The organism is Pantoea sp. BAV 3049, from assembly GCF_009765445.1.
Classification (GTDB): domain Bacteria; phylum Pseudomonadota; class Gammaproteobacteria; order Enterobacterales; family Enterobacteriaceae; genus Erwinia.
Genome location: NZ_WHOY01000031.1, coordinates 1652283 through 1674574 on the forward strand (window position 1 = coordinate 1652283; position 22292 = coordinate 1674574).

The window sequence follows — 22292 nt, forward strand, 5'->3', positions numbered from 1 at the left end:
GATCTCCACACTCGGACTACGTGATAGCGGGGGAGTTCCATTGAGTGACAGTCAGAAGGTGTGAGTTTGGGATTAATCCGAGTGAGTTGGCTTCTCTGTTCTCTCTTTTAGCAAGGCTTCCGCAGATGCGGAGTTGAGGAGCGGCATGCAGGGAAAGGGTACGTTATAGATCTCTTCCGCGCCGGAGAACTGAATAAAATGGATTGAAAGAGAACATTCCGGCGCACTGATTTTTCTCTCGCGCAGCGCCATCTGCATAATACGTTCGATATATTTGGGGATAACCTCACCATTACCGGCGTCCACTATCCAGGATTTACCCGGCTCGATAAGCTGGTGGTCGTGGTCAGACTGAAGGTAGTAAGTCGCCTCGTTACCATTTTTCAGCCTGCTGTTAAGTTCGATGCCGGTGAGTGCCGCAGCACGGTTGCCCGAATTCGAAAGCATCAGGCTGATTTTATAGTTATCGCCGCCAATCACCGAAAAATGAAGATCGGCGGTTTGCGCCTGAAAGAGCGAGTAAACGGAGGGCACAGCCCAGATGGAGAGCAGCGTCAGGACAAAAGCGGCCACCGTCGAACCCAGGCCAAGGAAGCGTCGCCAGTCCTGATGACTGCTGCAATGGTGACATTTCACCGCGTTGTCAGGAATGGACTGTTTGCATTCCCGGCACACCCTGGCAGAAACCGTATGAGGACAGGCGTCAGACAAAAGAAGCTCCCCGATGAGACGTGTGGGTGATGAAGACAGGTCGTTCAGACGATAAGGATAATGGATGTATGGCGACGGGGATACCGATCAGCAGGGAGATTCCGGGGATTTTCCGCAACGGCTGGCGAGACAGGTGACGTTTTTTTCAGCACTCGCACCACCGCCAGCGGATAGGGGTTGCGGAAACAGGGGGTAACGGTATAATCCCCAACGTTTTCCGCATACCCTTCAGTGCCGAAGTGGCGAAATCGGTAGACGCAGTTGATTCAAAATCAACCGTAGAAATACGTGCCGGTTCGAGTCCGGCCTTCGGCACCATCGGAACATCAATAGACGTCAACGGACGTCTTTTTTTGTGCCTGAAATCCAGTATCTGCAAGGCTTTCCCCGCTTTTTCACTCAACCTAAGTCAACCTGATTCAATCAACATCAACTTACTGATGCGGGTACAACTGCGGGTATACCCCGGTTCGATAATGTTTGTACCCACACAGAACCCTTGAAAGGATACTCAACATGGCTCTGAGTGATGTGAAGGTTCGTTCGGCAAAGCCGGAAGCAAAAGCCTATAAGCTGACTGACGGTGACGGCATGGTATTGCTGGTTCACCCTAACGGTTCTAAATACTGGCGACTTCGTTATCGCTTCGGCGGTAAAGAAAAGATGCTGGCGTTGGGAAAATATCCCGATGTCTCGCTGGCGGATGCCAGGGCACGGCGGGATGAAGCCCGTAAGCTGTTAGCTAATGGTGTCGATCCCATTGAGAACAAGAAAGCTGTTAAGGTAGAACAAGAGCAGGAAGCGATAACGTTTGAAGTGGTTGCCAGAGACTGGCACGCCAGCAATCAGAAGTGGTCTGCATCGCATAGTGCTCGTGTATTGAAAAGCCTTGAAGATAATCTCTTTGCTGCCATTGGAAAGCGGAACATTACGGAGCTTAAGACTCGGGATCTGCTTGTACCCATCAAAGCAGTCGAGTTGTCCGGACGTCTTGAAGTTGCGGCTCGTTTGCAACAGCGAACTACCGCGATTATGCGCTATGCCGTTCAGAGTGGCTTAATCGATTACAACCCCGCGCAAGAAATTGCCGGTGCGGTTGCTACGGCAAAAAGACAGCATCGTGCTGCGCTCGAACTCAATCGCATTCCTGAACTACTTCATCGTATTGATCATTACTCCGGCAGGCCGTTAACCCGATTGGCTGTTGAACTCACTTTGTTGGTTTTTATCCGTTCAAGCGAGCTGCGTTTTGCCCGCTGGTCAGAAATAGATTTTGAAACGGCTATGTGGACGATTCCGGGAGAGCGTGAGCCGCTGGAAGGTGTTAAACATTCTCAGCGAGGTTCGAAGATGCGGACACCTCACCTTGTTCCTTTGTCGCGGCAGGCGTTAGCCATTTTGGAAAAGATCAAAAGTATGAGTGGAAACCGTGAGCTGATCTTCATTGGTGATCACGATCCGCGTAAACCCATGAGTGAGAACACGGTGAACAAGGCTCTGAGAGTGATGGGCTATGACACAAAAACGGAAGTCTGTGGGCATGGTTTCAGAACGATGGCGTGTAGCTCTTTGATTGAATCAGGCTTGTGGTCGAGGGATGCGGTAGAGCGGCAGATGAGTCACCAGGAACGTAACTCTGTACGGGCGGCTTACATCCATAAGGCGGAGCATCTGGGGGAGCGCAGGTTGATGCTGCAGTGGTGGGCGGATTATTTGGATGCCAATATACGGGAATTTATCTCTCCCTTTGACTATGCCAAAACTAACAACCCATTGAGATGATTTGGAACGAACCACTTCATCAATATCCATTTTAAATAAGACACTTCCACCAAGGGAAACAAACATACCTTAAATCGCTGGGATATTCATAATGATGTATATCCCGGCGATTTACTTAACCGGATTGACTGTCTAATCATAGTGAAAAGTAAGATCTTTGATGATGGTTATAGGTCGTTGGGTGTTGTAACAATAAGTACCGGTAAATGTGGGTGATATCCGATCAGAAATCGATGGCAAGGTTTGGTTGTGGTGAGTGAGGCGCAGTATGGATCTGGGCTGCGCCTCGCAAAACACGTTGGGGATTATTTGACCGTGACCTGTCCGTTCATAAGCAGGGGGAGGAGCCAGTCTCGGAGTTTGATTAGATCCTGATTTTCAAGGCTACGTGTAAAAATCATTTTATTGTATTCTGAAACAATACCGTCATACCGTTTCAGTAATTCGGGTTCTGGGCAAACGACTTGCAGTGAATGTAAATCATCTTTCGTCATGGAGCCAAATGTTGTTCCCTCCGCATTTCGACGATCAAATACCTGTTTGAAATACTTCATCACGTAGAATAAAAATCCATCTGAGCCGCTTTTGCTGTTTAATGCCGCAAGCCCTCGCCCAATACAACAATCGGCATTGGCAATATTCATATCACCAACCGGCGCACGAACGCTGAGTAAAATGTCACCTTTTTTCGCCATTCTGGCAGGTGATATTGTGTACTGCCGTGGCGTTGGGAAAAGCCAACCAAAGTCCGTTGAACCCTGGAAAAATAGCGTTCCGATTCCATCTTCGTTATAAGACTCCCCTGCTGGAGACTGCCCCATTGTGATATTCGCTATTTGAGACAGCGTTTGGACTGTCCATCCCGCAGGGATTTCTCGTTTCAGCTTTGCATTATACTCCATCTTACCGCCGGAGACTTTATAAGGCTTTCCGTTGCCATCAGGGAAATCAAACTGCACAAACCAGTAGTCGTACAGCATCTTCGCCATCGCTTCCAGTTCGGAGTTGATTCGGTTGTTAAGTGCGATTTTTTTATCCATTATCTTTAAAATTTTTGAAACTGTCGACTGTTCAGATTCAACAAGATCTCGTAATGAAATGCTGGTCAAAATCGGCATAGTCAGAAACTTTGTTTGCGACCCCTGCGCTTTTTCTCGCAGCCGCTTTAGTTCAAGCTTTAAAGCATAATAAATATAATCAATATCATAACCAGGTTTAGCTGTAAGCACGTAGGTTCGCTGATATGCATTAAACTTTCCTTGATACCTGCTTACGTGAAAATTACCCCTTGCATTATTACCAGCAATAAGTACCACATCACCATCAAATGCATAGTGATCGATTTTTTCTGGGAACTCAGCGCACGTAAAAAATGGATAATCACCATCTTTCATTGCCCGATTTGCATCAAGTTTACCTGTTCTAATATTACAGGCATCGCCAATAGTTTTAACCATGGTAATTTAGCCCAGCCATCTGCTTCTTAATTTCTTCTTCCAGCTCGCGCGACTGGCTAAACAAACTCTCCAGATTTTCCGTAAACCCTTTCATCTTCGCGGCAAACTGTTCCGGTGTCATATCGGTGTATTCAATTTTCACATCAAAATACTGCCCGGCGCTGAATGAGTAATTTTTCGCAGTGATATCGTCATAGCTGACCACCACCGAGAAATCCTCTTCGCTCCACTTGTTGTTAAACACTTCACAGATACGCTGCTCTTCTTCTTCCGTCAGTACCGTTTTCTGGTTTTTGCCGTCTTTGACTTTTTCACCTAAATTCGAGGCGTCGATCAGCACCACTTTCTCTTTGTTGCTGGCATCAATAAACAGGATCGACACGTTGGTTCCGGTAGTGGCGAAGATATTCGACGGCATGGAAACCACGCCCGCCAGCATCCTGTTTTTCACCAGATGTTCGCGAATCCCTTTATCAATACCCGACTGCGCGGTGATAAAACCAGTTGGGACCACGACCGCCGCCTTGCCACCCGGTTTCAGCGAGAAAATGATGTGTTGCAGGAACAACTGGTAAATCGCCATTTTGTCTTTGGCGGCTTTGGGTACTTTCGGTATCCCGGCAAAGAAGCGTTGCTGGTTTTCCTTGCTGTCCAGCGCGTCGCGGAAGTCGCTGAAATCCATCTTGAACGGCGGGTTGGATACGATGTAGTCAAAGCGTTTCAGCGCGCTGCCGTCTCTATGGAACGGGTGCAAAATGGTGTTGCCCTGGATAACGTTGGGGATCGAATGCACCAGATTGTTGAGGATCAGGTTCAGGCGCAGCAGGCTGGAGGATTTCTGCGAGATGTCCTGCGCGAAGATGCTGCAACGATCTTCCCCGATGGCGTGCGCCACGTTCATCAACAGCGTGCCGGAACCGGCGGACGGGTCGTAACAGCTTACGTTACGCACGACGCCCTGCTGTGCTTTAGGTACCAGAATTTCCGCCATGATGCGCGCCACGGCGTGGGGGGTGTAGTATTCCGCGTATTTGCCGCCGGAGTTGCTGTTGTAGTCTTTGATCAGGTATTCAAAGATGGTGGCGTAGAAGTCGAATTTCTGCGTGAAGATGCGTTCAAAGCTGAAATCGGCCAGTTTGTTGATAATGGCGCGGCAGAAGTCGTCGCGCTTTGATTCGTCGGCGATGTACTGGCTGAGGCGTTCAAACAGCACCACTTTCGCGCCGCCGTCGGTTTTGACCGCGAAGACGTCGTTGTTGGTGGCGGCGATGTCCATCAGGGTGTCGTCAAAGGTGGTGGCGAAATTGGCCTCATTTTGACGGTTGTATAAATACTGAATGAAGTGATGCGGTTTCAGACGGGCTGTGTCGGCGCTCATTTTCAGTTGCAGTTTATCCCGCTGTTCTTCGCTCATCTGATTGAGCGCGACTTCCCATTTTTCGGCGCTGGCGATGCTTTTATCCACCTTTTTAGCTTCAAAGGCGAATTTGTCGTTCAGGAATTTGTACAGGAATGCCTGAGTGATGATTTTGAATTCATTACCGTCGTTACCCAGACCGTAGTTCGCACAGATGCTTTTCAGGCTGTCGATCAGGGTTTTGGTTTTGTCTCTAAATTCTAGTTCTACCACGTACGTGCTCCGGTATTAAATTCGTTCAGGTATTCCGCCACAATCAGGCGGTTGATGTCGCCAGCCGCTTTTGCGCTGAGGGTGATGTGCTGCTGTTGTTCAAAGTGGTCAAGCACAGATGACACAATCTGGCGCTCAAAATAGCTTTCATTGTTCAGTATCTGGCTGTTGTTCAGCACTTTTTCATCCGCATCCAGCTTAACGCCGAGCAGTGCTTCGAAGATTTTACGCTCCGGCTCGCTCAGGCCGCCGCGCTCGCGCAGGCGTTTGTGGGTACGCGCGTATTTCACATCGCCCTTGTATTTCTGGCGTAGCAGGTTGTTCTGGCGGTTCAGCTCTTTTATGCGGTCATGAATTTTATTGAGTGTGCCGATATTCGCAACCATTTCTTCTTGGGTGACTTCACTAAGCTTCTTTTTCTTGAACAGGCGCTCCAGTTCATCTTTCAGGCTGACGAACTGCGGGTCCTGCTGGTCGAAGTTAGCAGCCAGCGCCTCACGGGTACGTCGCAGCGTCTCTTTCAGTTCGTCAGCCAGCACCAGCTCTTCTTCACCCACTTTGTGGAATTCAAAGATCACTTCTTCCAGCGCCCGGTTAAGCAGGCCGGATAAATCAACACCCTGTTCCAGATCTTCTTTCAGGTTGAGTAAGTCGAGGCGGTGGCAGGCTTCGCGATAGAGGATGTTGAGTTTATTGAAGTCCAGCGCCTGGAGAAACTCCGTGTTGCCCTGGAGGCGGATCAGGTTGTACAGGCTGCGGGCGTCGGCCAGCGCGTTTTTCAACGCCAGCGCGGTTTCCCGATCCTGAATCTGGTTTATCTGGTCCGTGAAGATTTCTGCGTTTTCTGTATCGAAGCTGAATAGAACGTCTTTGATATGCTCTATTTCTTCACGGATCTCTTCCGCCGATTTGAACAGGCGGGAGTAGTGCTCCATTTCGTCGCCCAGTTCGGCTTGTAGCTCTTCGAAGTAGGCTTTGTTGGTGGCGTCAAATTCCTGGCGGATATCGGCGAAGTCCACCACATAGCCGTAGCGGAAGTGGTTGTAGGTTCGGTTGACGCGGGTCAGCGCCTGGAGCAGGTTGTGCTTTCTGATCACCCGACCGAGGTAGAGTTTTTTCAGCCGTTTGGCATCAAACCCGGTGAGCAGCATGTTGTAGACGAATAGCAGGTCAATCTCGCCCGCTTTGAATTGCTCCACCCACTCTTTACGTTCCTGCTTGCTGCCAATGTCGTGCAGGATTAGGGCGGCGCGTTTGATTTTGCGTGTTTCTTTGGCGTGGATCTGATAAACGGCAGCGGGTTCTGCGGCCTGTAATACAGGCATTTCGTCGGTGACGGTGGGCGATTCGACGTAGTCGGCGTTGAACAATTCAAACATCTGTTTGGCCTGTTCAGAACTGTCACATATCACCATGCCGCCGATGGTGTCATCATTCAGCGCGCCCCGGCTTTTGGCAAAGTCGGTGACGATGTAGTTCAGCATCGGTTTGACGAAGCTGGGGTGGGCGTAAATGTATTTGCGATCAACATCGCCCATTCTGACTTCCACCTCTTTTAGCGCCTGTTGCAGGATCATCCGGTAGTTGGTGGCGATTTCTTCGCGGATCAGGCGCAGCGTGTAGCCATCGGCAATGGAGGCGTTGTAGTAGTATTTGTGGATGTAGTCGCCGAAGATATCACGGGAGTTGTAGTCCGTTCCCAGCAGCGGCGTGCCGGTCAGGCCAATTTTGATGGCGTTGGTATCCGACTGGCTTAAGTTCGCCAGGAAGCTCCCTTTAGGGTTATAGCTGCGGTGGACTTCATCGAGGAAGTACACGCGCTGGATGCTGATGTCGTAGTCTTTGGTGGTGACGACGTCCGGGTCATCGCGGAATTTCTGGATGTTGACGACGGTGATTTCCGCTTTGCCGTGGTGATTGTGCAGCGCCTGCGTCGCTTTGATATCGCGAGTGAAAGCTTCGCGGGAGTCGATAAGGTGAACGATTAAGCCACGGGCGGTGAACTCGCGCTGCGCCTGCTGGAGAAGATCAAGACGATCGACAATAAAGTAGAATTTCGGGATCACCTGCTGGTTCTGGAAGTAATCCGTCAGGAAGCGCACGTTGTAGTAAGCCAGTGCGGTTTTCCCGCTGCCCTGAGTGTGCCAGATGATGCCTTTTTTCACACCCGCGTTCAGTTTGCGCTCAATCGCTTTGGTGGCGAAGAGCTGCGGGTAGCGCATGATGTGTTTCTGGATGCCGCCGGGTTCGGCGACGTACACCAGCGCATAGCGCAGGATAAATGCCAGCCGATCGCGGCTTAACAGCGCGGTGCAGAGGCGGTTGGTCGGGCGGTTGTGATCTTTATTGGTCTGAAATTCTGGGTTGGTGCGGATTACTTCCAGGTTGTTGTCTTTCAGGAGGGCGATTTCGGTTTCTTCTGGCAGTGGTTTCAGTAACGCCGTCAGGTTGAAGAGTTCTTCTTCGCGAAAGTAGTTGAATACCGGGTTGCTGTAAGAGCTGCTGGCGTAGAAAGCCCCCTGAATCGGCTCCGGGTCGCTGTCGTCATACTCCATGTTGTTGGAGAAGATCATGAACTGGGTGATATTGGCGAAGCGTTTGAATTTTGGGTTCTTAAAGCGTTCGTTGATGCGGTTGCGTTCTGCGACTATACCTTCGCGGTTGTTGGGTTTTTTTACTTCGATAAAGATCAGTGGCATGCCATTGATCAGTAGCGTGATGTCCGGGCGGAACTCTTCATCGCCGTTTTCGCAGGTTAGTTCGGTGACGACATGGAAGCTGTTGTTGTTGAAGTTATCGAAGTCTATCAGTTTGGTGCCGGAACGGTCGCTGAGTTTTTCGAAGAAGGCGCGGCCCAGGTCGTCGTTGTCGAGAAGCAGCGTGAGGTCTTTTAACAGGCGCCCGATGTCGTCGGGCGCAATTCCGGGGTTAATTCTGCCAACTGCAGCGGTGAAAAGGTCAGGAAAGATGTTGGTTTCTTTGTCCCAGTGTTGTTCTTTCAGAGACAGGTAGCGGTAGCCCAGCCGTATCAGGTGGAGGATGACGGGGATTTTTACCCGGGTGTCTTCGGTGAATTTCATCGTGTTCCCTGTTTTTGGTATTTATCACGTCTCAGGCCATGCAGCGCCCCATAATCCCAGAACGGCTGGCAGTAATGTCTATTCAATTGATTTCTATGTTACACGTTCTCTGTTAACTGCCCGAGTACATTTTTCGCGCTTTACTCGAAATGATAATCGCCATGACAGACTCTGAAATTTATCGCGAAAATCATGAGTAGTTGTAAAGTTGCGTATTCCGCTTTGAACGATCATGTTTTCACTTGGAACATCGATCAGCTGTTCGCCGGAAATCAACGTTCATCTCAGATCCGAATACGCGGCTCAGATAGAAGAACAGCAGTCTGTTCCGGTTCTGCACAATTCTCTCAAATAACTGGTGAAGTCACAGATAGTGCAGACTAAAGCTCTGCATGGCACGAACCTTAAGAGCGGTGAAACCATCCACGAAGATCACTCAACTTGCGAATAGGGGTTGTGGTGGATCAGTAATTTAGGACGCTCAGGCAGTACATCTCTACCCACTAGCGGGCAAGCTGAATCGTTATCAGTCCCAGCTACTATGCATCATTAACATGTGACGTCTCCCGAACCACACCTAGCGTGAGACAGTAGATAGCGAATGTTGACGCAATAACTTGCCCATCCGCAACCAAACTCCAGTTTGGAAGAGCAGTGACTGAAAATATTACTCTTCAAACAACTTCTCCAGGCATTTAACTTCTTGTAAAGCTTCTTTATTCAGGACATCAAAGTACAACCAACCATTATTGTTATTTCCAGTTAGATCTATTTTCCAGTTGGTCTTTACGTACCAGGCCAAAGCAGCGCGACATGTAACAGAATGTACATTACCGCTGATCGAAAACTCACGAGAGATTTTATCTACAATCTCAGGTCGAAGATCCTTTTTGAATGCAATGATAAAGGTAACCTCCTCATTCCATTCTCTGTCCGTCAACTCTGCAACCGTCGGCAGTATCGATTCCTCTTGCTCAACATCAAAAATTCTCGATAACTTAAAGTTTTTAAACCCACTCAGTTTTGGATCTGAATCGTTTCGATCATAAGCTCTGAAGTACCAGTTTTTCCGATCTACAAATAATGCTGATGGAAATAGTATCCGTTTGCCATGCTCGCCACTTTCTGAGCCATATGTGCATTTGATCGCATAGCGGCCTTTTATTGCCCTGGTGACAACATAGACCTGTTCTTCTTTCAAACGCTCGGGTAGATAAAGCGGGTCTATCTCATCAATCGGCAGCATCGGACGTTTTTGCATCAGCTCCGAACGAGAGAAACCATACTGGATCAGATTCAGCGCCGTATGAACACTAATCTGCACCAATGGAGTATAGGTACCATGAGAAATAACCGTCCTTTTGGTTGCCGTATCAATACTACAGTTACCTGGTTTGAGTTCCCGATATAAAGCAAGATCTTTTGAGGCTGCAGCCTGTGCAACTTTGAACTCAGCCATAATTTCGGACCTGGATATGCTGCCGAGGTAGCGTATACACAAATCGATGTATGCCAGTCGCTCTGCCTGAGGAAGCGAATAAGCTTCAGCAAGCAGTTCCAAATGAACGTCATGAAATTCCGTCATCGTAACACTCCAATAGATGATACATTAAGTATACGGTTCATTATCACATGTTGATCTACTTCTTGCAATGAGTTAGGATTGACACCTGTTGATAAATTGATCATCAGCAGTATCGTCCTGGAGGAATATTTGGATAGAACAATTGTTCTGTATGAGTATTTCTTCTGGAAGGGATGGTGAAGGTTGTCTGCAAACAACCTTCACCAGAAAAACAAAACCTCTGCGGAGGAATAATCCGCCACTTGAGCCCTGCTAATCGCATTTCGAGTATACGTTATTCACAACGTAATCGACAAGCGTGGCTCCAGTAACGGTACCAATAAACCGATTTGGAGTAACTGATGGAAAAAGTAACCGACCAGTATTCACCCGAAATTGCGCGGCACAAGCTCAATGCTTATTTTTCAGGCAATTTCATCATGCTTGACGTGATAAAGCGTTTGCAAAAATCAAGCCTGTGCGTATTTGCAGCCTTATGTGATGGAAAAACGATCACAACTGCAGGGTATGAAATTAATGCCGATTTTAGCGTTAAACGAGCATCTGCGGTCATTCACTCCTTGAAGCTGAAGAATCTCCCTGTCTCAACAAATTCCGTTTCAACGGGCTCTGATGTTGGTGGAATCACCAATCAGGCGGTTTTTTTCATCAGTAAAGAGGATCTTCATTCTCTGAAATCCGAACCGGAGGAGATTATGAGTAAATGTGCAAGGTTACACGCGCAACATAAACGTTCACATGCACAAAGGGACATTGCTCGTCTATGCAAGGAGTTTGGCAAGGAAGCGATACTTAAATTAGTCAACCAAGCTGCAGCCAACCCTAAGATGCCTCCTGATGGGATGAGTGCATGTTAATCGTGTTAGGGGCTGTTTGCCCCTTTTTACACTAACTACAATAGCTGGATATCAAGGATATTTAAGGAGAGATTAACATTTATGGCTACCCTCGTTTTTTCCTATTCTCATGCAGATGAAGCCTTGCGTAACGAGCTCGAAACGCATCTCTCACCGTTAAAACGTATGGGAACAATCAGCGCGTGGCATGACAGACGTATTGCTCCTGGGCAGGAATTTGAGCATGAAATAGATCGCTATTTCGCCGAAGCCAATATTATTCTGCTGTTAGTCAGTAGCGACTTCATTGCATCGGATTATTGCTGGAATATTGAAATTAAGAATGCAATGGCGCGGCATGAACGAGGGGAAGCGATAGTCATCCCTGTGATTTTACGCAATTGTGCTTGGCACAACCTTCCTTTTGGTAAGCTACTGGCCGCAACCAAAGATGGGAAACCGATTACTCAGTTTCCTAGTCATGATGACGGGTTTGTGCAGGTTGTTGATGCAGTATCAAAGGCTGCTGCCCGTATTGATACCAACAATTCAACCCAAGTGCCCCACGCTTCAACTTCATCAAAGGCTCAACTATCACCGTCGGTAAATACAGTTTTACAGCCCCGATCCAGCAACCTCTCGCTTCCAAAAACATTCAGCGATCTCGATAAAGATCGGGCTAGCCGTGAAGGTTTTGAGTATGTTGCACGCTATTTCGATAACTCTCTCTTCGAGCTAAAACAACGCAACCCAGGTATAGAAGTGGAATTTCAACCGGTTGACTCCAGCGCGTTCACCTGCGCGATTTATTTACATGGTACCCGGACGGGGCAGTGTGGGGTCTGGCGTGGTGACAGACTCCATGGGGTAGGCTCAGTCTGTTTCAGTCATGACGGCATGGTTCGAAACAGCTACAACGAAAGTCTAAGTTTAGCGGATAACGGTCAGTCTCTGGGTTTTCGCACGATGATGGGGGTCACCGGAAACAGTCATAACACATTACTGACCAATGAAGGTATGGCAGAACATTTGTGGGATATGTTCTTCAAATCCGTAAAACAACGTATGTCCTGAGGACCGGGAGGCAACAATGGTACAACTCAATCTGGTAAAAGTACTGCTGTTGAGCAATGAACGCACCGGCGATGTCCGCTATGAGATTTTCTCGAAGGAAGGTGAAAATCCTGACTACCCGGAGAAAATCATCGTTTATCGTGAGGGAAATATCGGTGAGCATGGTGAGCGTGGCTGGATCAAGACTGACGATGTTATAAGTCTTGAACACTTGGGATTTCAAACCGGTAAGGGATTCCAGACAGCAATAACCTATCACATGCGCCCTGCACGAGATATATGTTCAGCAATAGCTGAATGCCGACAGCACTTTCAGGAAAAGTTTTGTTCTGATAGATAATAAGGGTCTTGTAAAGCACACTTGTGTTCAGTTCTTTCGCGGAAAAGTCGGGAGTTATTGATTTCTGCTCTTGTAATCAGCTCAGCATCACAGTGAGCACCAACATCAAAGAAGACGTTAAGAAGAGGTAGCTACAACGCTGATATTCAACGGAATGAGCATCAATCCGATAAGGATCTGAAACGTATAAAGACAGCTGCAGGAATACAATACAGATCACGCGGGTCTTACAAGCTGACAGCCATTATTCAAGACCAATGTCGCAGCAGTAATTGAGTTGCCAACTGGATTCTTTAATACTGTAAATGCCCGTCCCACATGAAGCACAGTATTTATCCCCACTGTAATGAGCACTGCACTAGACACAGTACCAGGAGCTTGTTATCACCGGTACATCCAATCCGTCGATAATGCTGCGTAACTTTCTGTGGCGAGTTTCCGCGTTGACTTCCGGATCCAGATGGGCACAGCTCGACAGGTCGATACCGCAAATGACCCTGACCCCGAATATGCTCCAGTCATAATCAGGAATAACCGGCCTCATGTTGGTTGCACATTCTGGCAACCGGCAGATTTCCCGGCGAATTCAGATGGGGTCATCCAGCCCAGTGCAGAATGGGGACGACTCTGGTTATAGTGTATGCGCCAGGCCTCGATTTTGCACCGGGCATCCTCCAGGGACATGAACTAGTTCTCGTTCAGACATTCCTGCCTTAACCTGCCGTTGAAAGACTTCACGGTCGCATTGTCCGTCGGTGTGCCCGGGCGTGAGAAGTCAATGCGGATACTCCGTTCATACACCCACCTGTCCAGCATTTTCCCTGCAAATTCAGAACCATTATCTGTTTTCAGCAACTGAGGTAAGGGCCGTCTGAGCGCGATGCTGTTCAGCATTTCTGCCACTTCTGTTGAACGTAAATTCTGGCCCACGCAAATTCCCGGGCATTCACGTGTGAACAAATCGATTATCGTCAGCAGGCGCAATCGCCTTCCGTCAAACAGCGCATCAGAGACAAAGTCCATGCCCCAGACGTGATTCGGATACAGCCCCTGAAGCTGCGGTTGTCGGCGCTGTGCGGATTTATTGCGGCGTGGCCGTTTGAGGCGTAGCGACAGCCCCTGTTCGCTGTAAAGCCGGTAAATCCTTTTGTGGTTATCACGCCAGCCTTCCCGCCTGAGCATCACAGTTTCTTCAGACGCAGGTTTTCCTCTTCCAGCTGCCGCATGTGTTTGAGTTCAGACGGGGAAATTCCACCGTATTTCTTGCGCCAGGTGTAAAACGTGGCATCGGAGATACCCAGCTTGCGGCAGACATCCGGCACGGACGTCCCCAGCTCGGCCTGCTTCAGGGCAAAGACAATCTGCTCTTCGGTGAATCGTGACTTTTTTCATTGGCACCACCTCTGTTCAGGATTAGTGACAGATATTTGTCTTTCCCGTTATCTAATACGGAAATGAGAGTCAAGAAAACTTCAAAGTTGGGCAAAAATCTTAATTTACCTTCTGAGGATCTCCGACATTTACAGATGCTTTTACAAGGGTATGATTTGCCTCAGGACAACCACACAAGGAACGTTACCATGGCAGCATTACAATTCCCCTGTACCATTTTTGAAACCCAGAAACGGATGGATGATTACAGCGCCACTGACATGCAGTGTGGTGACCTGTCCGAAGCACAGCTCAAGTCGCATTATCATCTGGTGGATGTTTCTACCCGGGTGAACCCTTACACGTTGACAAAAATCACCCCATTCGGCCAGCCACAGTCGATGTTCTATGGTTCGCATGGCGAGGGCAGGAAAATTACCTCTCAGGAGTGCGTCAGCATCTTGTTTGACGAGTTCCGTCACCTGTCCCGACCGTTCGCCACTTATGGCCCTTATCGGCACTTGATCGAAAAGATGATTACCCATATGCAGATTGGCAATGGCATACCTTTCCTGGATGTATCATTGGATAGCGCTTTGAAAGAACATGTCATCTGTGACAAAACAGATAATAGTACCCTATTGAGAATAAAAAACACATTAGAAGAAAATATAAACTGGGAGAAAAGCCTTTATCCAGATGAGAAAAAAGAAAATTTTAAAGAGATTATATCTGGAGGGAGGTTGCCTAAATTTGACAGGTTTCAGGATAATTTTAACGGAACGGGAATAACTGTTCATGATACATGGGCAACACACATTGCTATTAAATCTTTACAGATTAATAATGATCGTTATCGTGCAGTTGTGCATTACAAAGTACAGGATCATTTTGGTCTGGATGGTGATGATATTTCGAAATTTAAATTTAACCAATTTCGTTTTTTTCGGATATGGTTTGTACTTCAGAGATTCAATCAGTTTGGCTTCAAACCATTCATGACTAATATGAATGCCACCATTGAATTTAACGGGAGCCGAAATGGCAGGTAAAGGAATAAAAATCATCATAGCGTTATATTTGCTGGGAGGGTGTTTGGTTGGATACACCCTCTGGTCATCATTGCGACCTGTTGAAATCGTTGCAATACACAATAGAAGTAGTGGCTTTAGCGATGTTTTGGTCAGAAATTTTCCTTTTACTGATAAGGGTAAAATAAATTGGTGGCTAAAAAATAAAGATACCCTTAAAGATAAATACAATATCCCTGCGCCGGAGAGCGATGGTTCATTTAATATTACATTCTGGTTGTTTGGGGAAGGTTATATGGAGGAGGGTAAACATGACAGACTTTGCTTTGACGAGATGAAATCTAAGGAAAATTGCATTGAAAAAGATGCTGCTTTTTCTGTCAGTAACAGCATTAACCTGGGAACTTTTTTCACCGTATATGATGGTAAGTATCAGTTGAAAAAAAATGGGAGCATAGTTAAGTTAGATAATAAATTAGAGGCTAAATGATAGAAACATACTCTCATCTGCCATACTGCTGTCGCAGTACGATACCGAGGTTATCCTGATAAGAATAGCCTAATCACTGTCATGCCCCTCTAATTTCTGGTAACGTAAAATCTACAGGAACGAACTGGAAAATGATTAAACGTTTTATTATCCTGATGGTTATCGCTATTTTTGTCGATGCTACATGGTATATGTTAAGGCCTGTCAGGATTGTTGCGGTACATGATGGTAACACTATAATAGTCGAGAACTTCCCACTTTTAAAAAGCCGACAGATTGCCTGGTGGGAGGAAAATAAAAAAATGATTAAAGATAAATATGATATCCCATTGGCAGACAAAGATGGGTACTATGCCATTTATATTCAGGGGTTTGGGGATGGATATCGTATGGATAGCCAGTTGGATCAGGACTCTGACTTGTTGTGTTTTAAAGATATGCCTGAAAAAGCTAATTGCATTGAGAAAGATCCTCTTTTGACTGTAGGTAACGCCCGAAATGCGCCAAATTATTTCGAGTGAGCCATCGTAATATTGATATATTATCTCACTGTTCTAATAAGAATTATGAGAACGAAAGAGGCGGCTCACCCCTGATTACGACCCTGAGTAAGCCGCTCATACTCAAACCCGTCTTCCACCTATAACTTCAATAAATTCTTGTATCTGACGCTGCTTGCGGGCTGAGAATTTACAAGCTTGTCGCAATGACTTCATCAGCTCCGACTCTTCAGGTTTTTCCGGCTCAGGCTGACGGCTGGTGATCACCAGACAGCCTTCCATCACACGTACATCCACCTGAGTGCCAATGCCGAAACCGGCTGCTGCCATCCATTTACCCTTGAGGTTTAGCGATGGGATCTTCTCATAATCTGGGAAGGTGCTCGCATAGCTCACTTTTATCCGGTGTGCTGCGTGGCTTATCACTTCTTTCAGATCGGTATCTGCACTACAATCTCGCTCAGCCATAATAACTAGTCCTGTAGTTGCTGTGGTTAGCGGTGTGGATGTGTTCCCGCACATTCACATCGCGATTAAATGACCCTGTTATTATAACCAGTAACTAAAGTCATATCAGGCGTGAATCAATTCTAGTTCTAAAACTATTAAGCCGATCGCAAATTTAATGAAAAACATGAAAGGTTAAAATAACGATTTTTTCAGGTTTAAATATGTACTATTTCAGCGAGTCTTTTTCAACACTGCATTCAACCAGGATTCCGAACCCCGACCTGGCCGTAAATCTCCGGTCCTCCACATATCGATGATATTCAATTTATCATTCAATCCCGCAGTGAACCTTTGCAACCCGGCCTCATCCATATCAGTAAACAAGCGCCCATCCTTCTCCCGCTCGCCATTCCCGTATTTAAACGACAAATACCAGACCCCACCCAGCTTCAACGCCCTTGCCAAAAGCGCCATAACTTCAGACAACTCCTGCTCAGGAACATGCAGCAGGGAAGCGCAGCACCAAATCCCGTCATACCTCTCAACGGCGCTAACCTCCTGAAGCCGCATCAACTCCACAGGTTTCCCCGTTAACAATTTCGCCCGCTCAACCAGTTCCGCTGAAGCATCAAACGCCTCAACCTCAAAGCCTATTTCACTGAATGCTTTGATATCGCGGCCAGAGCCACAACCTGCATCCAGAATCCGCGCACCTGGCTGCATATGAGCGATAAAAGGCTGATACAACGCAGACATATCGACATGCACTGTATCCTCATAAAACCGCTGTGCGTTTCGCTGGTAGTAGTCGTCATTCATCAGAAAATCCCGTCTCCTTGTACGGTGGGCTCCCATTCATGCAACAGCGTATTTTTGGCCGTCTGCCAGCTTTGTTGCAGGAAATTATGCCTCAGCGTCGGCGTATTGCCTGTCTGCCGGATCAACGTTTCGCGCAGGGGCAAATGGCTGTTAATAAAATACTCGTTCCGGTCATAAAGGCGTTCAAGCCATTTAATCTCAGGGACTTGGGCAAATTTTCCCTTAGCGCCACGATTACACTCCTGGCAGGCCAGCACCAGGTTCCAGACGCCGTCCAGGTTGCTGAGGCTGTCATTCAGGATAAAGGGCAGAAAGTGATCGACGTCAGCCAGACCTTCCTCTCCCGCAGCCACGCTGATTGGGCGGTAGCAGTAAAAGCAGTAGCCTTTCTGATAGCCGTTCAGGCTGTTGCGGCAACTGGTGATCGTGATGCGCCTGTTGTTCCTGCGGCTGAAGAGCATCTTGCTCTCGCTATCGTATTCAACGGCGATCAGGTTACGCGATACGCCCATCGCCCAGGCCTCTTCCACCAGACGCCAGCGCGCATCGGTTTCCTGAATCAGGTTGGGGAACTGATCGTTTTCGGTAAGGTAGTAGTAATTGTCGGTCAGGCGAATGCCTTTTTCCGTTTTGCGCTCGTCCAGAAAAAAGCGCTTGCCGATCTCAGCCTGATTAACATTATGGAAAGCATCAATCACGTTGGCAAAGCCCCGTTTCACGGTAATGCCAGTCAGCTGTTCTTCGCTAATCTCACCGTTATTGAACTGCATGCAGGCGTCCAGAAACTGGCTTCGCTTGCTGGTGATTTGCTTTGGGGCCTGTTTCAGATGAGCACACAGATGGCGGGCAAAAGGGGCGGCCAGCGCCTCAAGGGTTATCAGGTCATTTCCCGGCTGCTTCAGGTCGTACAGCGCATGGGCGAGGGCGAATTTATAGGAGGCGACATTCTTGCCAAAAAGGATCACCCCGCGCCAGTAGTGCTCGAGTTTGGGATCGGCCTGATAAAAACGCATGCAGGGTCCTGTTTTGTGAGGCTGCTCGTAAAAATCAACGTAACAGGATCACATAACAAAACTCGTCGGTTGTAAACCGAAAAGGCTCAAAGTCTGGCCAACTTTTATTGGCCATCACTATCACTGTAAAGCTATAGCCTCACTAAAATTTAGTCACCGGAACCTCGTATTATTTCGAAATCTGGCAATCCTGGATTGCAATCTTCTCTCGCCTCACAATCTCTGGCAGAGACGCTGGATAGCGTTTAGCCGCATCGCTAAGATAGCTTCGGAATTCTTCAAAGGGACTTGATGAAAATGAAAATTTCTACCGCGCTTGTCATCATGCTGCTTCTTTCAGGCTGTGAGCTGAACGATCCCCGGCCAAAGGTTTACCCGGCTCAGGTCTCGCTGATAAACAACAACGTTTGTATGTCAGTTCCTGCGGAAAAGGGGGAGTTTATCGTCTCGTTAAATATCGAGAGTCAGGAGAAAGAGAAGTCACTCCGTAAACACTTCACTGATGGCTCTCACCCTGTTTATATCTTGCCGGAACAATGTATCCCTCTCTATGGTTATCAGTTTGAGGCTGACCGCCCCTATGGCCTGTCCATACAGCTTGAAAAGAGGACAGATTAACGGGGGGCAGGCCGTACTTTTAGCGCCTCATTTATACTGGCAAAGGGAGAGGGTAACGCGCTAATATTGAGAGCAATTCAGTAATAAAAGGAAGTCAAGGTGCGTGTATTTTTATATCATATGACGATGTATTGAGGCATGTAGACTCATTGCAGATTCGGCATTAATATTCATCAACATGGATAAAAGGAACCAGTAATGATGGAAAAGGATATCAAAGAAGGGACATTACGCCTCCTCACCCTGGGAGAGGTAGCTTTAGCGCGTGGGGTGTTTGGTCGTTCAATCATCTACCCCAAAGTCTGGATACACTGTGACAGCTATCTGCCACTTGGGCTTCAAGGGAAAAATGTAGGGATGTCGCCAAATGGTGAGATCTATTTCAGAAAAGAACAGTATTCCCCGGATTTTTCCTCGATGTCGGATTTTCGCAAACAACACTTCTTCATCCATGAAATGGCTCTGTCTGGCAGCATCAGAAGGGTATGTGGGTGAGAATGAGAGGGTTGTTTAGCTGGGCGGCCAATTATAGTTATAAACTGGATGTTAACCGGGGGATTAATAATTATTCTATGGAGCAGCAGGCGCAAATCATAGCTGACTATTTCATTCTGGAACGCTATGGCTATGAGCGTTGGCTTTCCGAAAGGAATTATACGTTCTCCTATAATGGCCCCGCTGATAAAGGTATAAAAGAAAAATACAAAGCCGTACTAAAATCTTTCTTCCAGCAGAGGTAAACGCCATGAAAAAATTAATAACAATCTTTTCAACCCTGTTGCTGGTTGGTTGCCCTGGAGCGGGTGATCGTTACTACCCACCGGAACATGCTGAAGTAGCAATCAGAAATAATGCCGTATGTGTTACAGTTTCGCCTGAAGGTGATGAAAAAGTTCAGAGCGTACTTATTCACAGAAATGACTCAAATCAACAGGTGAAAGATACGTATATTGATAAAAGTTATTTTCTTACCAAAGATGACTGTATCGGAACTAATGGCTATAAATTCTTAACCGGCGTTCCTTATACCGTATCAGTAAATTTAAACTCAAAGAAAAAAGCCGATAAGAAAATTTTCCCCTCAAGCCGTCTGTTTATCACCGAATTCTCCCTGGAAACAACCAGAGGGCAATTAAGCATTGAGAGGTAGGGGATAGCAACCAGGCGGCGACCCCAATTCATCGCCGTCCCCGTAAATACCCCAGCTCCCGGACAGGCCAGGCGTTTTCCGGGAAAAGCCACAGCCTGATGCTGTATAAATGGATCAGCGGCGTGAAGATCTCTTCAGCCTCAGCTGCCAGACCTTCCATCTCCAGCAGCAATATATCCAGTTCATCCAGCAGGCCGGCATGCGGAGCTGCTTTCAGCGACTTCATCCGGCGTTTCAGAAACAGCGCCAGCTCGTGGAACATCTGCCCGTTATCGATGTGGTAGTTCCCCAGAACGTCCCGGTTGCGGGCGTAGTAGTCATAGCAATTCACTCCCAGCCATACCTCTGTCACAAGGTTGCCCGACGGCAGCAGGTCAGGATGCGGATCGAGACGCATGCGCGGCAGAATGATGTTTACTCTCTCCAGCATACCGGTGATAAATTGCTGACGTGCCAGCAGGGAAGAGCCGTTGCGCTCCATCTCCTTCACAAAACGCAGCAGTTCGCGTAGCCCTGAACGTACCGCCCGTCGGGCCGTCCACGATGGCCGCTTGTTGCGGATCAACAGGGTAATCACCACGGCAAACAGTACGCCAGTCATTGAGGCGATAGCGTTATTAATCACTGCGGGCAGATCGGGCTTGAGGTCATGGCTCATGCCGATTAAGCCCGGGATCTGGATGGCGACGCTCAGGCCGATCATATTGGTGGCCGGATTCGCAATCACCAGCCCAAGCAGGATCAGCCCCGGCGTCAGGCAGATCATCAGGGCTTCAAAGGTGATGGCGCCAGGGATCAGCACCGCCACGTACAGCACGCTGATAACGACGGAAATCACCACGCCTTTAATAAACAGCTTCATTGAGTTGCCTGGCGTATCTGCGTTAGCGAAAAAGGAGCTGAGGATCGCCGCCATCATCGGCGCGGTGGCACCATTATTCATGGCACTCCCCATCCAGAACAGGCAGGCGCCAAATGTTGCCAGGAAAGAGGTCAACGCGGAGAGCAGGACGAGGCCGGTATCAATATGAGGGCTCGACCGTTCTTTGTGGGCGAGGCTGGTATCGCCGGAGAGATCGCTGACCAGGTCGCTGACGCTCTGGTAAGCCCCGGCGATGCGTACAACGTCAGCAAGGCGCTCAAGCAGTCCGGTCAGCAGCAGGCATTCACCCGTTGGCAGTTCTCCCTGTTGCCAGGCATGTTTCAGCTCTGCCTGGCAGGCGGATAACGTGGCCTGGATGTCGGCGGTGTCCTTGATGTGTTCACCGTCGTTCAGCCACATTAAAAACTGCTGAAAGGCCTGAGCGACCGTCTCTGGAAAGTGGATCTGCAGCTGTGACATCTGGTGCAGACGCTGCTCAATGGCGGTCAGCGTGGGGATCAGGTACGACAGATGTTGATACTGCACGCTGACCAGGCGGATCAGCTTGCGCGCTGCGTTGCCCTCATAGACGCAGTGGGTGATCAGCACCTCGACCTGCTGCGGATATTGCGCCATGCGGATCAGGATCTCTTCCCGCTCCGGCGAGTTATCCTTCGGGATGCCGTTCAGCAGATCGCTGCACAGCTTGCGGCCGTTCTGATACCAGACGTTGACGCTCTGTTCCAGCAGGCTGCGCATCTTCACCGGGAATAACAGTCCGTGAATAAAGCTGCTGCAGGTCACGCCAAGCGTAATCTCCTCAATACGTGAAATCACTGTCCCGGTAATGGTCAGCGGCAGGGTTACGCCGGGAAAGCCCATAATTGCGGCGCTGTAGCCCGCCAGCATAAAGACATAGCTTTTCGGGGTACGATCGTGCAGCGAAAGATACAGGCAAACGCTGACCCACAGCGAAACACACAGGCTGAACAGCACCGGAGACTGCACGGTCTCGGGATAAATCAGAAAAACAAAGAGGCCACCCAGCAGAGTCCCCATCAGGCGAAAGACCGATTTGGAGAGGGTGGAAGCCGCGTAGAGCTGGGAAGAGACGTAGACCGTGGTCAGTGCCCAGGCGGGTTTATCCAGATTGAGTTCAAGAGAAATATACAGAGCCAGAAAGGCGGCAAGGCAGGTCTTTACAGAAAAAAGAACGGCGTTTTTCGAAAACCACTGCATAACAGAATGGCTACCAGAGACGTGCGGAGTTGGCAGCATCCTGCCAGAATTAGCGGCCGGATCATGGGGTTAACTACGTCAAATTGTTTCGTAATAAAAAAAGATATTCCCTGTCCGTTATTAATAGCAATATCAACTGTATAAACAATCTTAAGCAACGGTCTGCGCGGGTTCATTCAGAGGTATCAACCAGTTTGAACCCACTTGATTTATCAATGTTATTGACGTTACCCGTAACAATCTATCGATAAGGG

The 22292-nt window shown here is 48.2% G+C and carries 20 protein-coding genes, 1 tRNA gene and 1 pseudogene; 12 read left to right on the forward strand and 10 right to left on the reverse strand.

What is annotated here, in order from left to right; translation table 11 throughout:
- Nucleotides 1-72: 72 nt before the first annotated feature.
- A complete protein-coding gene (locus GSQ70_RS08410) occupies nt 73-711 on the reverse strand; it encodes a hypothetical protein (protein WP_158782132.1) in 639 nt (212 codons plus the stop codon).
- 233 nt (nt 712-944) lie between these two features.
- Here GSQ70_RS08410 and GSQ70_RS08415 point away from each other — a divergent pair.
- Both GSQ70_RS08415 and GSQ70_RS08420 read left to right on the forward strand, forming a co-directional pair.
- A tRNA-Leu gene (locus tag GSQ70_RS08415) sits at nt 945-1029 on the forward strand.
- A 198-nt stretch (nt 1030-1227) separates the two neighbouring features.
- On the forward strand, nt 1228-2493 hold the full coding sequence (locus GSQ70_RS08420; protein ID WP_158782133.1) for an integrase arm-type DNA-binding domain-containing protein: 1266 nt from the start codon (nt 1228-1230) through the stop codon (nt 2491-2493).
- Between the two features lie 305 nt (nt 2494-2798).
- Here GSQ70_RS08420 and GSQ70_RS08425 read toward each other — a convergent pair whose 3' ends face one another.
- From GSQ70_RS08425 to GSQ70_RS08440, 4 genes are all read right to left on the reverse strand, one after another.
- Nucleotides 2799-3950: a restriction endonuclease subunit S gene (locus tag GSQ70_RS08425; RefSeq protein ID WP_158782134.1), complete on the reverse strand. Its 1152-nt coding sequence runs from the start codon at nt 3948-3950 to the stop codon at nt 2799-2801.
- A complete protein-coding gene (locus GSQ70_RS08430; protein WP_158782135.1) occupies nt 3943-5580 on the reverse strand; it encodes a class I SAM-dependent DNA methyltransferase in 1638 nt (545 codons plus the stop codon). The genes GSQ70_RS08425 and GSQ70_RS08430 overlap by 8 nt, the downstream gene beginning before the upstream one ends.
- Nucleotides 5574-8660, reverse strand: coding sequence for a type I restriction endonuclease subunit R (locus tag GSQ70_RS08435; RefSeq protein WP_158782136.1), 3087 nt, complete (start codon nt 8658-8660; stop codon nt 5574-5576). The genes GSQ70_RS08430 and GSQ70_RS08435 overlap by 7 nt, the downstream gene beginning before the upstream one ends.
- Before the next feature lie 667 nt (nt 8661-9327).
- Entirely contained in the window at nt 9328-10245 is a 918-nt protein-coding gene (locus GSQ70_RS08440; RefSeq protein ID WP_158782137.1) for a WYL domain-containing protein, read from the reverse strand.
- 341 nt (nt 10246-10586) lie between these two features.
- Here GSQ70_RS08440 and GSQ70_RS08445 point away from each other — a divergent pair, with 341 nt between their 5' ends.
- The 3 genes from GSQ70_RS08445 (at nt 10587) to GSQ70_RS08455 (ending at nt 12495) form a co-directional block, all read left to right on the forward strand.
- Nucleotides 10587-11102, forward strand: coding sequence for a hypothetical protein (locus GSQ70_RS08445; protein ID WP_158782138.1), 516 nt, complete (start codon nt 10587-10589; stop codon nt 11100-11102).
- An 81-nt stretch (nt 11103-11183) separates the two neighbouring features.
- A complete protein-coding gene (locus GSQ70_RS08450) occupies nt 11184-12155 on the forward strand; it encodes a toll/interleukin-1 receptor domain-containing protein (RefSeq protein ID WP_158782139.1) in 972 nt (323 codons plus the stop codon).
- 16 nt (nt 12156-12171) lie between these two features.
- Nucleotides 12172-12495 (forward strand): hypothetical protein, encoded by a 324-nt coding sequence (locus GSQ70_RS08455; protein ID WP_116397507.1) that lies wholly within the window; start codon nt 12172-12174, stop codon nt 12493-12495.
- A 540-nt stretch (nt 12496-13035) separates the two neighbouring features.
- Here the strand turns inward: GSQ70_RS08455 and GSQ70_RS08460 are convergent.
- Nucleotides 13036-13856 (reverse strand): annotated as a pseudogene (locus GSQ70_RS08460) (IS3 family transposase).
- Between the two features lie 219 nt (nt 13857-14075).
- Here GSQ70_RS08460 and GSQ70_RS08465 point away from each other — a divergent pair.
- The 3 genes from GSQ70_RS08465 to GSQ70_RS08475 all read left to right on the forward strand — a co-directional run bounded on the left by GSQ70_RS08465 (nt 14076) and on the right by GSQ70_RS08475 (nt 15908).
- Complete coding sequence (locus GSQ70_RS08465; RefSeq protein ID WP_158782140.1) at nt 14076-14918, forward strand: YPO3983 family protein; 843 nt, start codon at nt 14076-14078, stop codon at nt 14916-14918.
- Nucleotides 14908-15387: a DUF943 family protein gene (locus GSQ70_RS08470; RefSeq protein WP_158782141.1), complete on the forward strand. Its 480-nt coding sequence runs from the start codon at nt 14908-14910 to the stop codon at nt 15385-15387. Before GSQ70_RS08465 ends, GSQ70_RS08470 begins: the two co-directional genes overlap by 11 nt.
- A gap of 131 nt (nt 15388-15518) precedes the next feature.
- Nucleotides 15519-15908 (forward strand): DUF943 family protein, encoded by a 390-nt coding sequence (locus tag GSQ70_RS08475; protein ID WP_158782142.1) that lies wholly within the window; start codon nt 15519-15521, stop codon nt 15906-15908.
- A gap of 102 nt (nt 15909-16010) precedes the next feature.
- On the opposite strand, the gene symE is transcribed toward GSQ70_RS08475, so the two are convergent.
- From symE to GSQ70_RS08490, 3 genes are all read right to left on the reverse strand, one after another.
- On the reverse strand, nt 16011-16355 hold the full coding sequence (gene symE / locus GSQ70_RS08480) for an endoribonuclease SymE (protein WP_158782143.1): 345 nt from the start codon (nt 16353-16355) through the stop codon (nt 16011-16013).
- 213 nt (nt 16356-16568) lie between these two features.
- Nucleotides 16569-17156, reverse strand: a complete 588-nt coding sequence (locus tag GSQ70_RS08485; RefSeq protein ID WP_158782144.1) for a bifunctional 2-polyprenyl-6-hydroxyphenol methylase/3-demethylubiquinol 3-O-methyltransferase UbiG — start codon at nt 17154-17156, stop codon at nt 16569-16571.
- Nucleotides 17156-18169: an HNH endonuclease domain-containing protein gene (locus GSQ70_RS08490; protein WP_158782145.1), complete on the reverse strand. Its 1014-nt coding sequence runs from the start codon at nt 18167-18169 to the stop codon at nt 17156-17158. Before GSQ70_RS08490 ends, GSQ70_RS08485 begins: the two co-directional genes overlap by 1 nt.
- 297 nt (nt 18170-18466) lie before the next feature.
- On the opposite strand from GSQ70_RS08490, the gene GSQ70_RS08495 reads away from it, so the two are divergent.
- From GSQ70_RS08495 to GSQ70_RS08505, 4 genes are all read left to right on the forward strand, one after another.
- On the forward strand, nt 18467-18787 hold the full coding sequence (locus GSQ70_RS08495; RefSeq protein WP_158782146.1) for a putative T6SS immunity periplasmic lipoprotein: 321 nt from the start codon (nt 18467-18469) through the stop codon (nt 18785-18787).
- 198 nt (nt 18788-18985) lie between these two features.
- Nucleotides 18986-19282, forward strand: a complete 297-nt coding sequence (locus GSQ70_RS26365) for a hypothetical protein (RefSeq protein WP_370521048.1) — start codon at nt 18986-18988, stop codon at nt 19280-19282.
- Between the two features lie 2 nt (nt 19283-19284).
- Nucleotides 19285-19527: a hypothetical protein gene (locus tag GSQ70_RS26370; protein ID WP_370521049.1), complete on the forward strand. Its 243-nt coding sequence runs from the start codon at nt 19285-19287 to the stop codon at nt 19525-19527.
- A 5-nt stretch (nt 19528-19532) separates the two neighbouring features.
- Nucleotides 19533-19937, forward strand: a complete 405-nt coding sequence (locus GSQ70_RS08505; RefSeq protein WP_158782147.1) for a putative T6SS immunity periplasmic lipoprotein — start codon at nt 19533-19535, stop codon at nt 19935-19937.
- Between the two features lie 28 nt (nt 19938-19965).
- Here GSQ70_RS08505 and GSQ70_RS08510 read toward each other — a convergent pair whose 3' ends face one another.
- Complete coding sequence (locus tag GSQ70_RS08510; RefSeq protein WP_158782148.1) at nt 19966-22038, reverse strand: FUSC family protein; 2073 nt, start codon at nt 22036-22038, stop codon at nt 19966-19968.
- Nucleotides 22039-22292 lie beyond the last annotated feature (254 nt).

Bases quoted from the DNA above. Each gene is read 5' to 3' on its own strand.
- GSQ70_RS08420 (WP_158782133.1), top strand. From the start codon at position 1,228: ATGGCTCTGAGTGATGTGAAGGTTCGTTCGGCAAAGCCGGAAGCAAAA.
- GSQ70_RS08425 (WP_158782134.1), bottom strand. From the start codon at position 3,950: ATGGTTAAAACTATTGGCGATGCCTGTAATATTAGAACAGGTAAACTT.
- GSQ70_RS08435 (WP_158782136.1), bottom strand. From the start codon at position 8,660: ATGAAATTCACCGAAGACACCCGGGTAAAAATCCCCGTCATCCTCCAC.
- GSQ70_RS08440 (WP_158782137.1), bottom strand. From the start codon at position 10,245: ATGACGGAATTTCATGACGTTCATTTGGAACTGCTTGCTGAAGCTTAT.
- GSQ70_RS08445 (WP_158782138.1), top strand. From the start codon at position 10,587: ATGGAAAAAGTAACCGACCAGTATTCACCCGAAATTGCGCGGCACAAG.
- GSQ70_RS08450 (WP_158782139.1), top strand. From the start codon at position 11,184: ATGGCTACCCTCGTTTTTTCCTATTCTCATGCAGATGAAGCCTTGCGT.
- GSQ70_RS08455 (WP_116397507.1), top strand. From the start codon at position 12,172: ATGGTACAACTCAATCTGGTAAAAGTACTGCTGTTGAGCAATGAACGC.
- GSQ70_RS08465 (WP_158782140.1), top strand. From the start codon at position 14,076: ATGGCAGCATTACAATTCCCCTGTACCATTTTTGAAACCCAGAAACGG.
- GSQ70_RS08470 (WP_158782141.1), top strand. From the start codon at position 14,908: ATGGCAGGTAAAGGAATAAAAATCATCATAGCGTTATATTTGCTGGGA.
- GSQ70_RS08475 (WP_158782142.1), top strand. From the start codon at position 15,519: ATGATTAAACGTTTTATTATCCTGATGGTTATCGCTATTTTTGTCGAT.
- symE (WP_158782143.1), bottom strand. From the start codon at position 16,355: ATGGCTGAGCGAGATTGTAGTGCAGATACCGATCTGAAAGAAGTGATA.
- GSQ70_RS08485 (WP_158782144.1), bottom strand. From the start codon at position 17,156: ATGAATGACGACTACTACCAGCGAAACGCACAGCGGTTTTATGAGGAT.
- GSQ70_RS08490 (WP_158782145.1), bottom strand. From the start codon at position 18,169: ATGCGTTTTTATCAGGCCGATCCCAAACTCGAGCACTACTGGCGCGGG.
- GSQ70_RS08495 (WP_158782146.1), top strand. From the start codon at position 18,467: ATGAAAATTTCTACCGCGCTTGTCATCATGCTGCTTCTTTCAGGCTGT.
- GSQ70_RS26365 (WP_370521048.1), top strand. From the start codon at position 18,986: ATGATGGAAAAGGATATCAAAGAAGGGACATTACGCCTCCTCACCCTG.
- GSQ70_RS26370 (WP_370521049.1), top strand. From the start codon at position 19,285: ATGAGAGGGTTGTTTAGCTGGGCGGCCAATTATAGTTATAAACTGGAT.
- GSQ70_RS08505 (WP_158782147.1), top strand. From the start codon at position 19,533: ATGAAAAAATTAATAACAATCTTTTCAACCCTGTTGCTGGTTGGTTGC.
- GSQ70_RS08510 (WP_158782148.1), bottom strand. From the start codon at position 22,038: ATGCAGTGGTTTTCGAAAAACGCCGTTCTTTTTTCTGTAAAGACCTGC.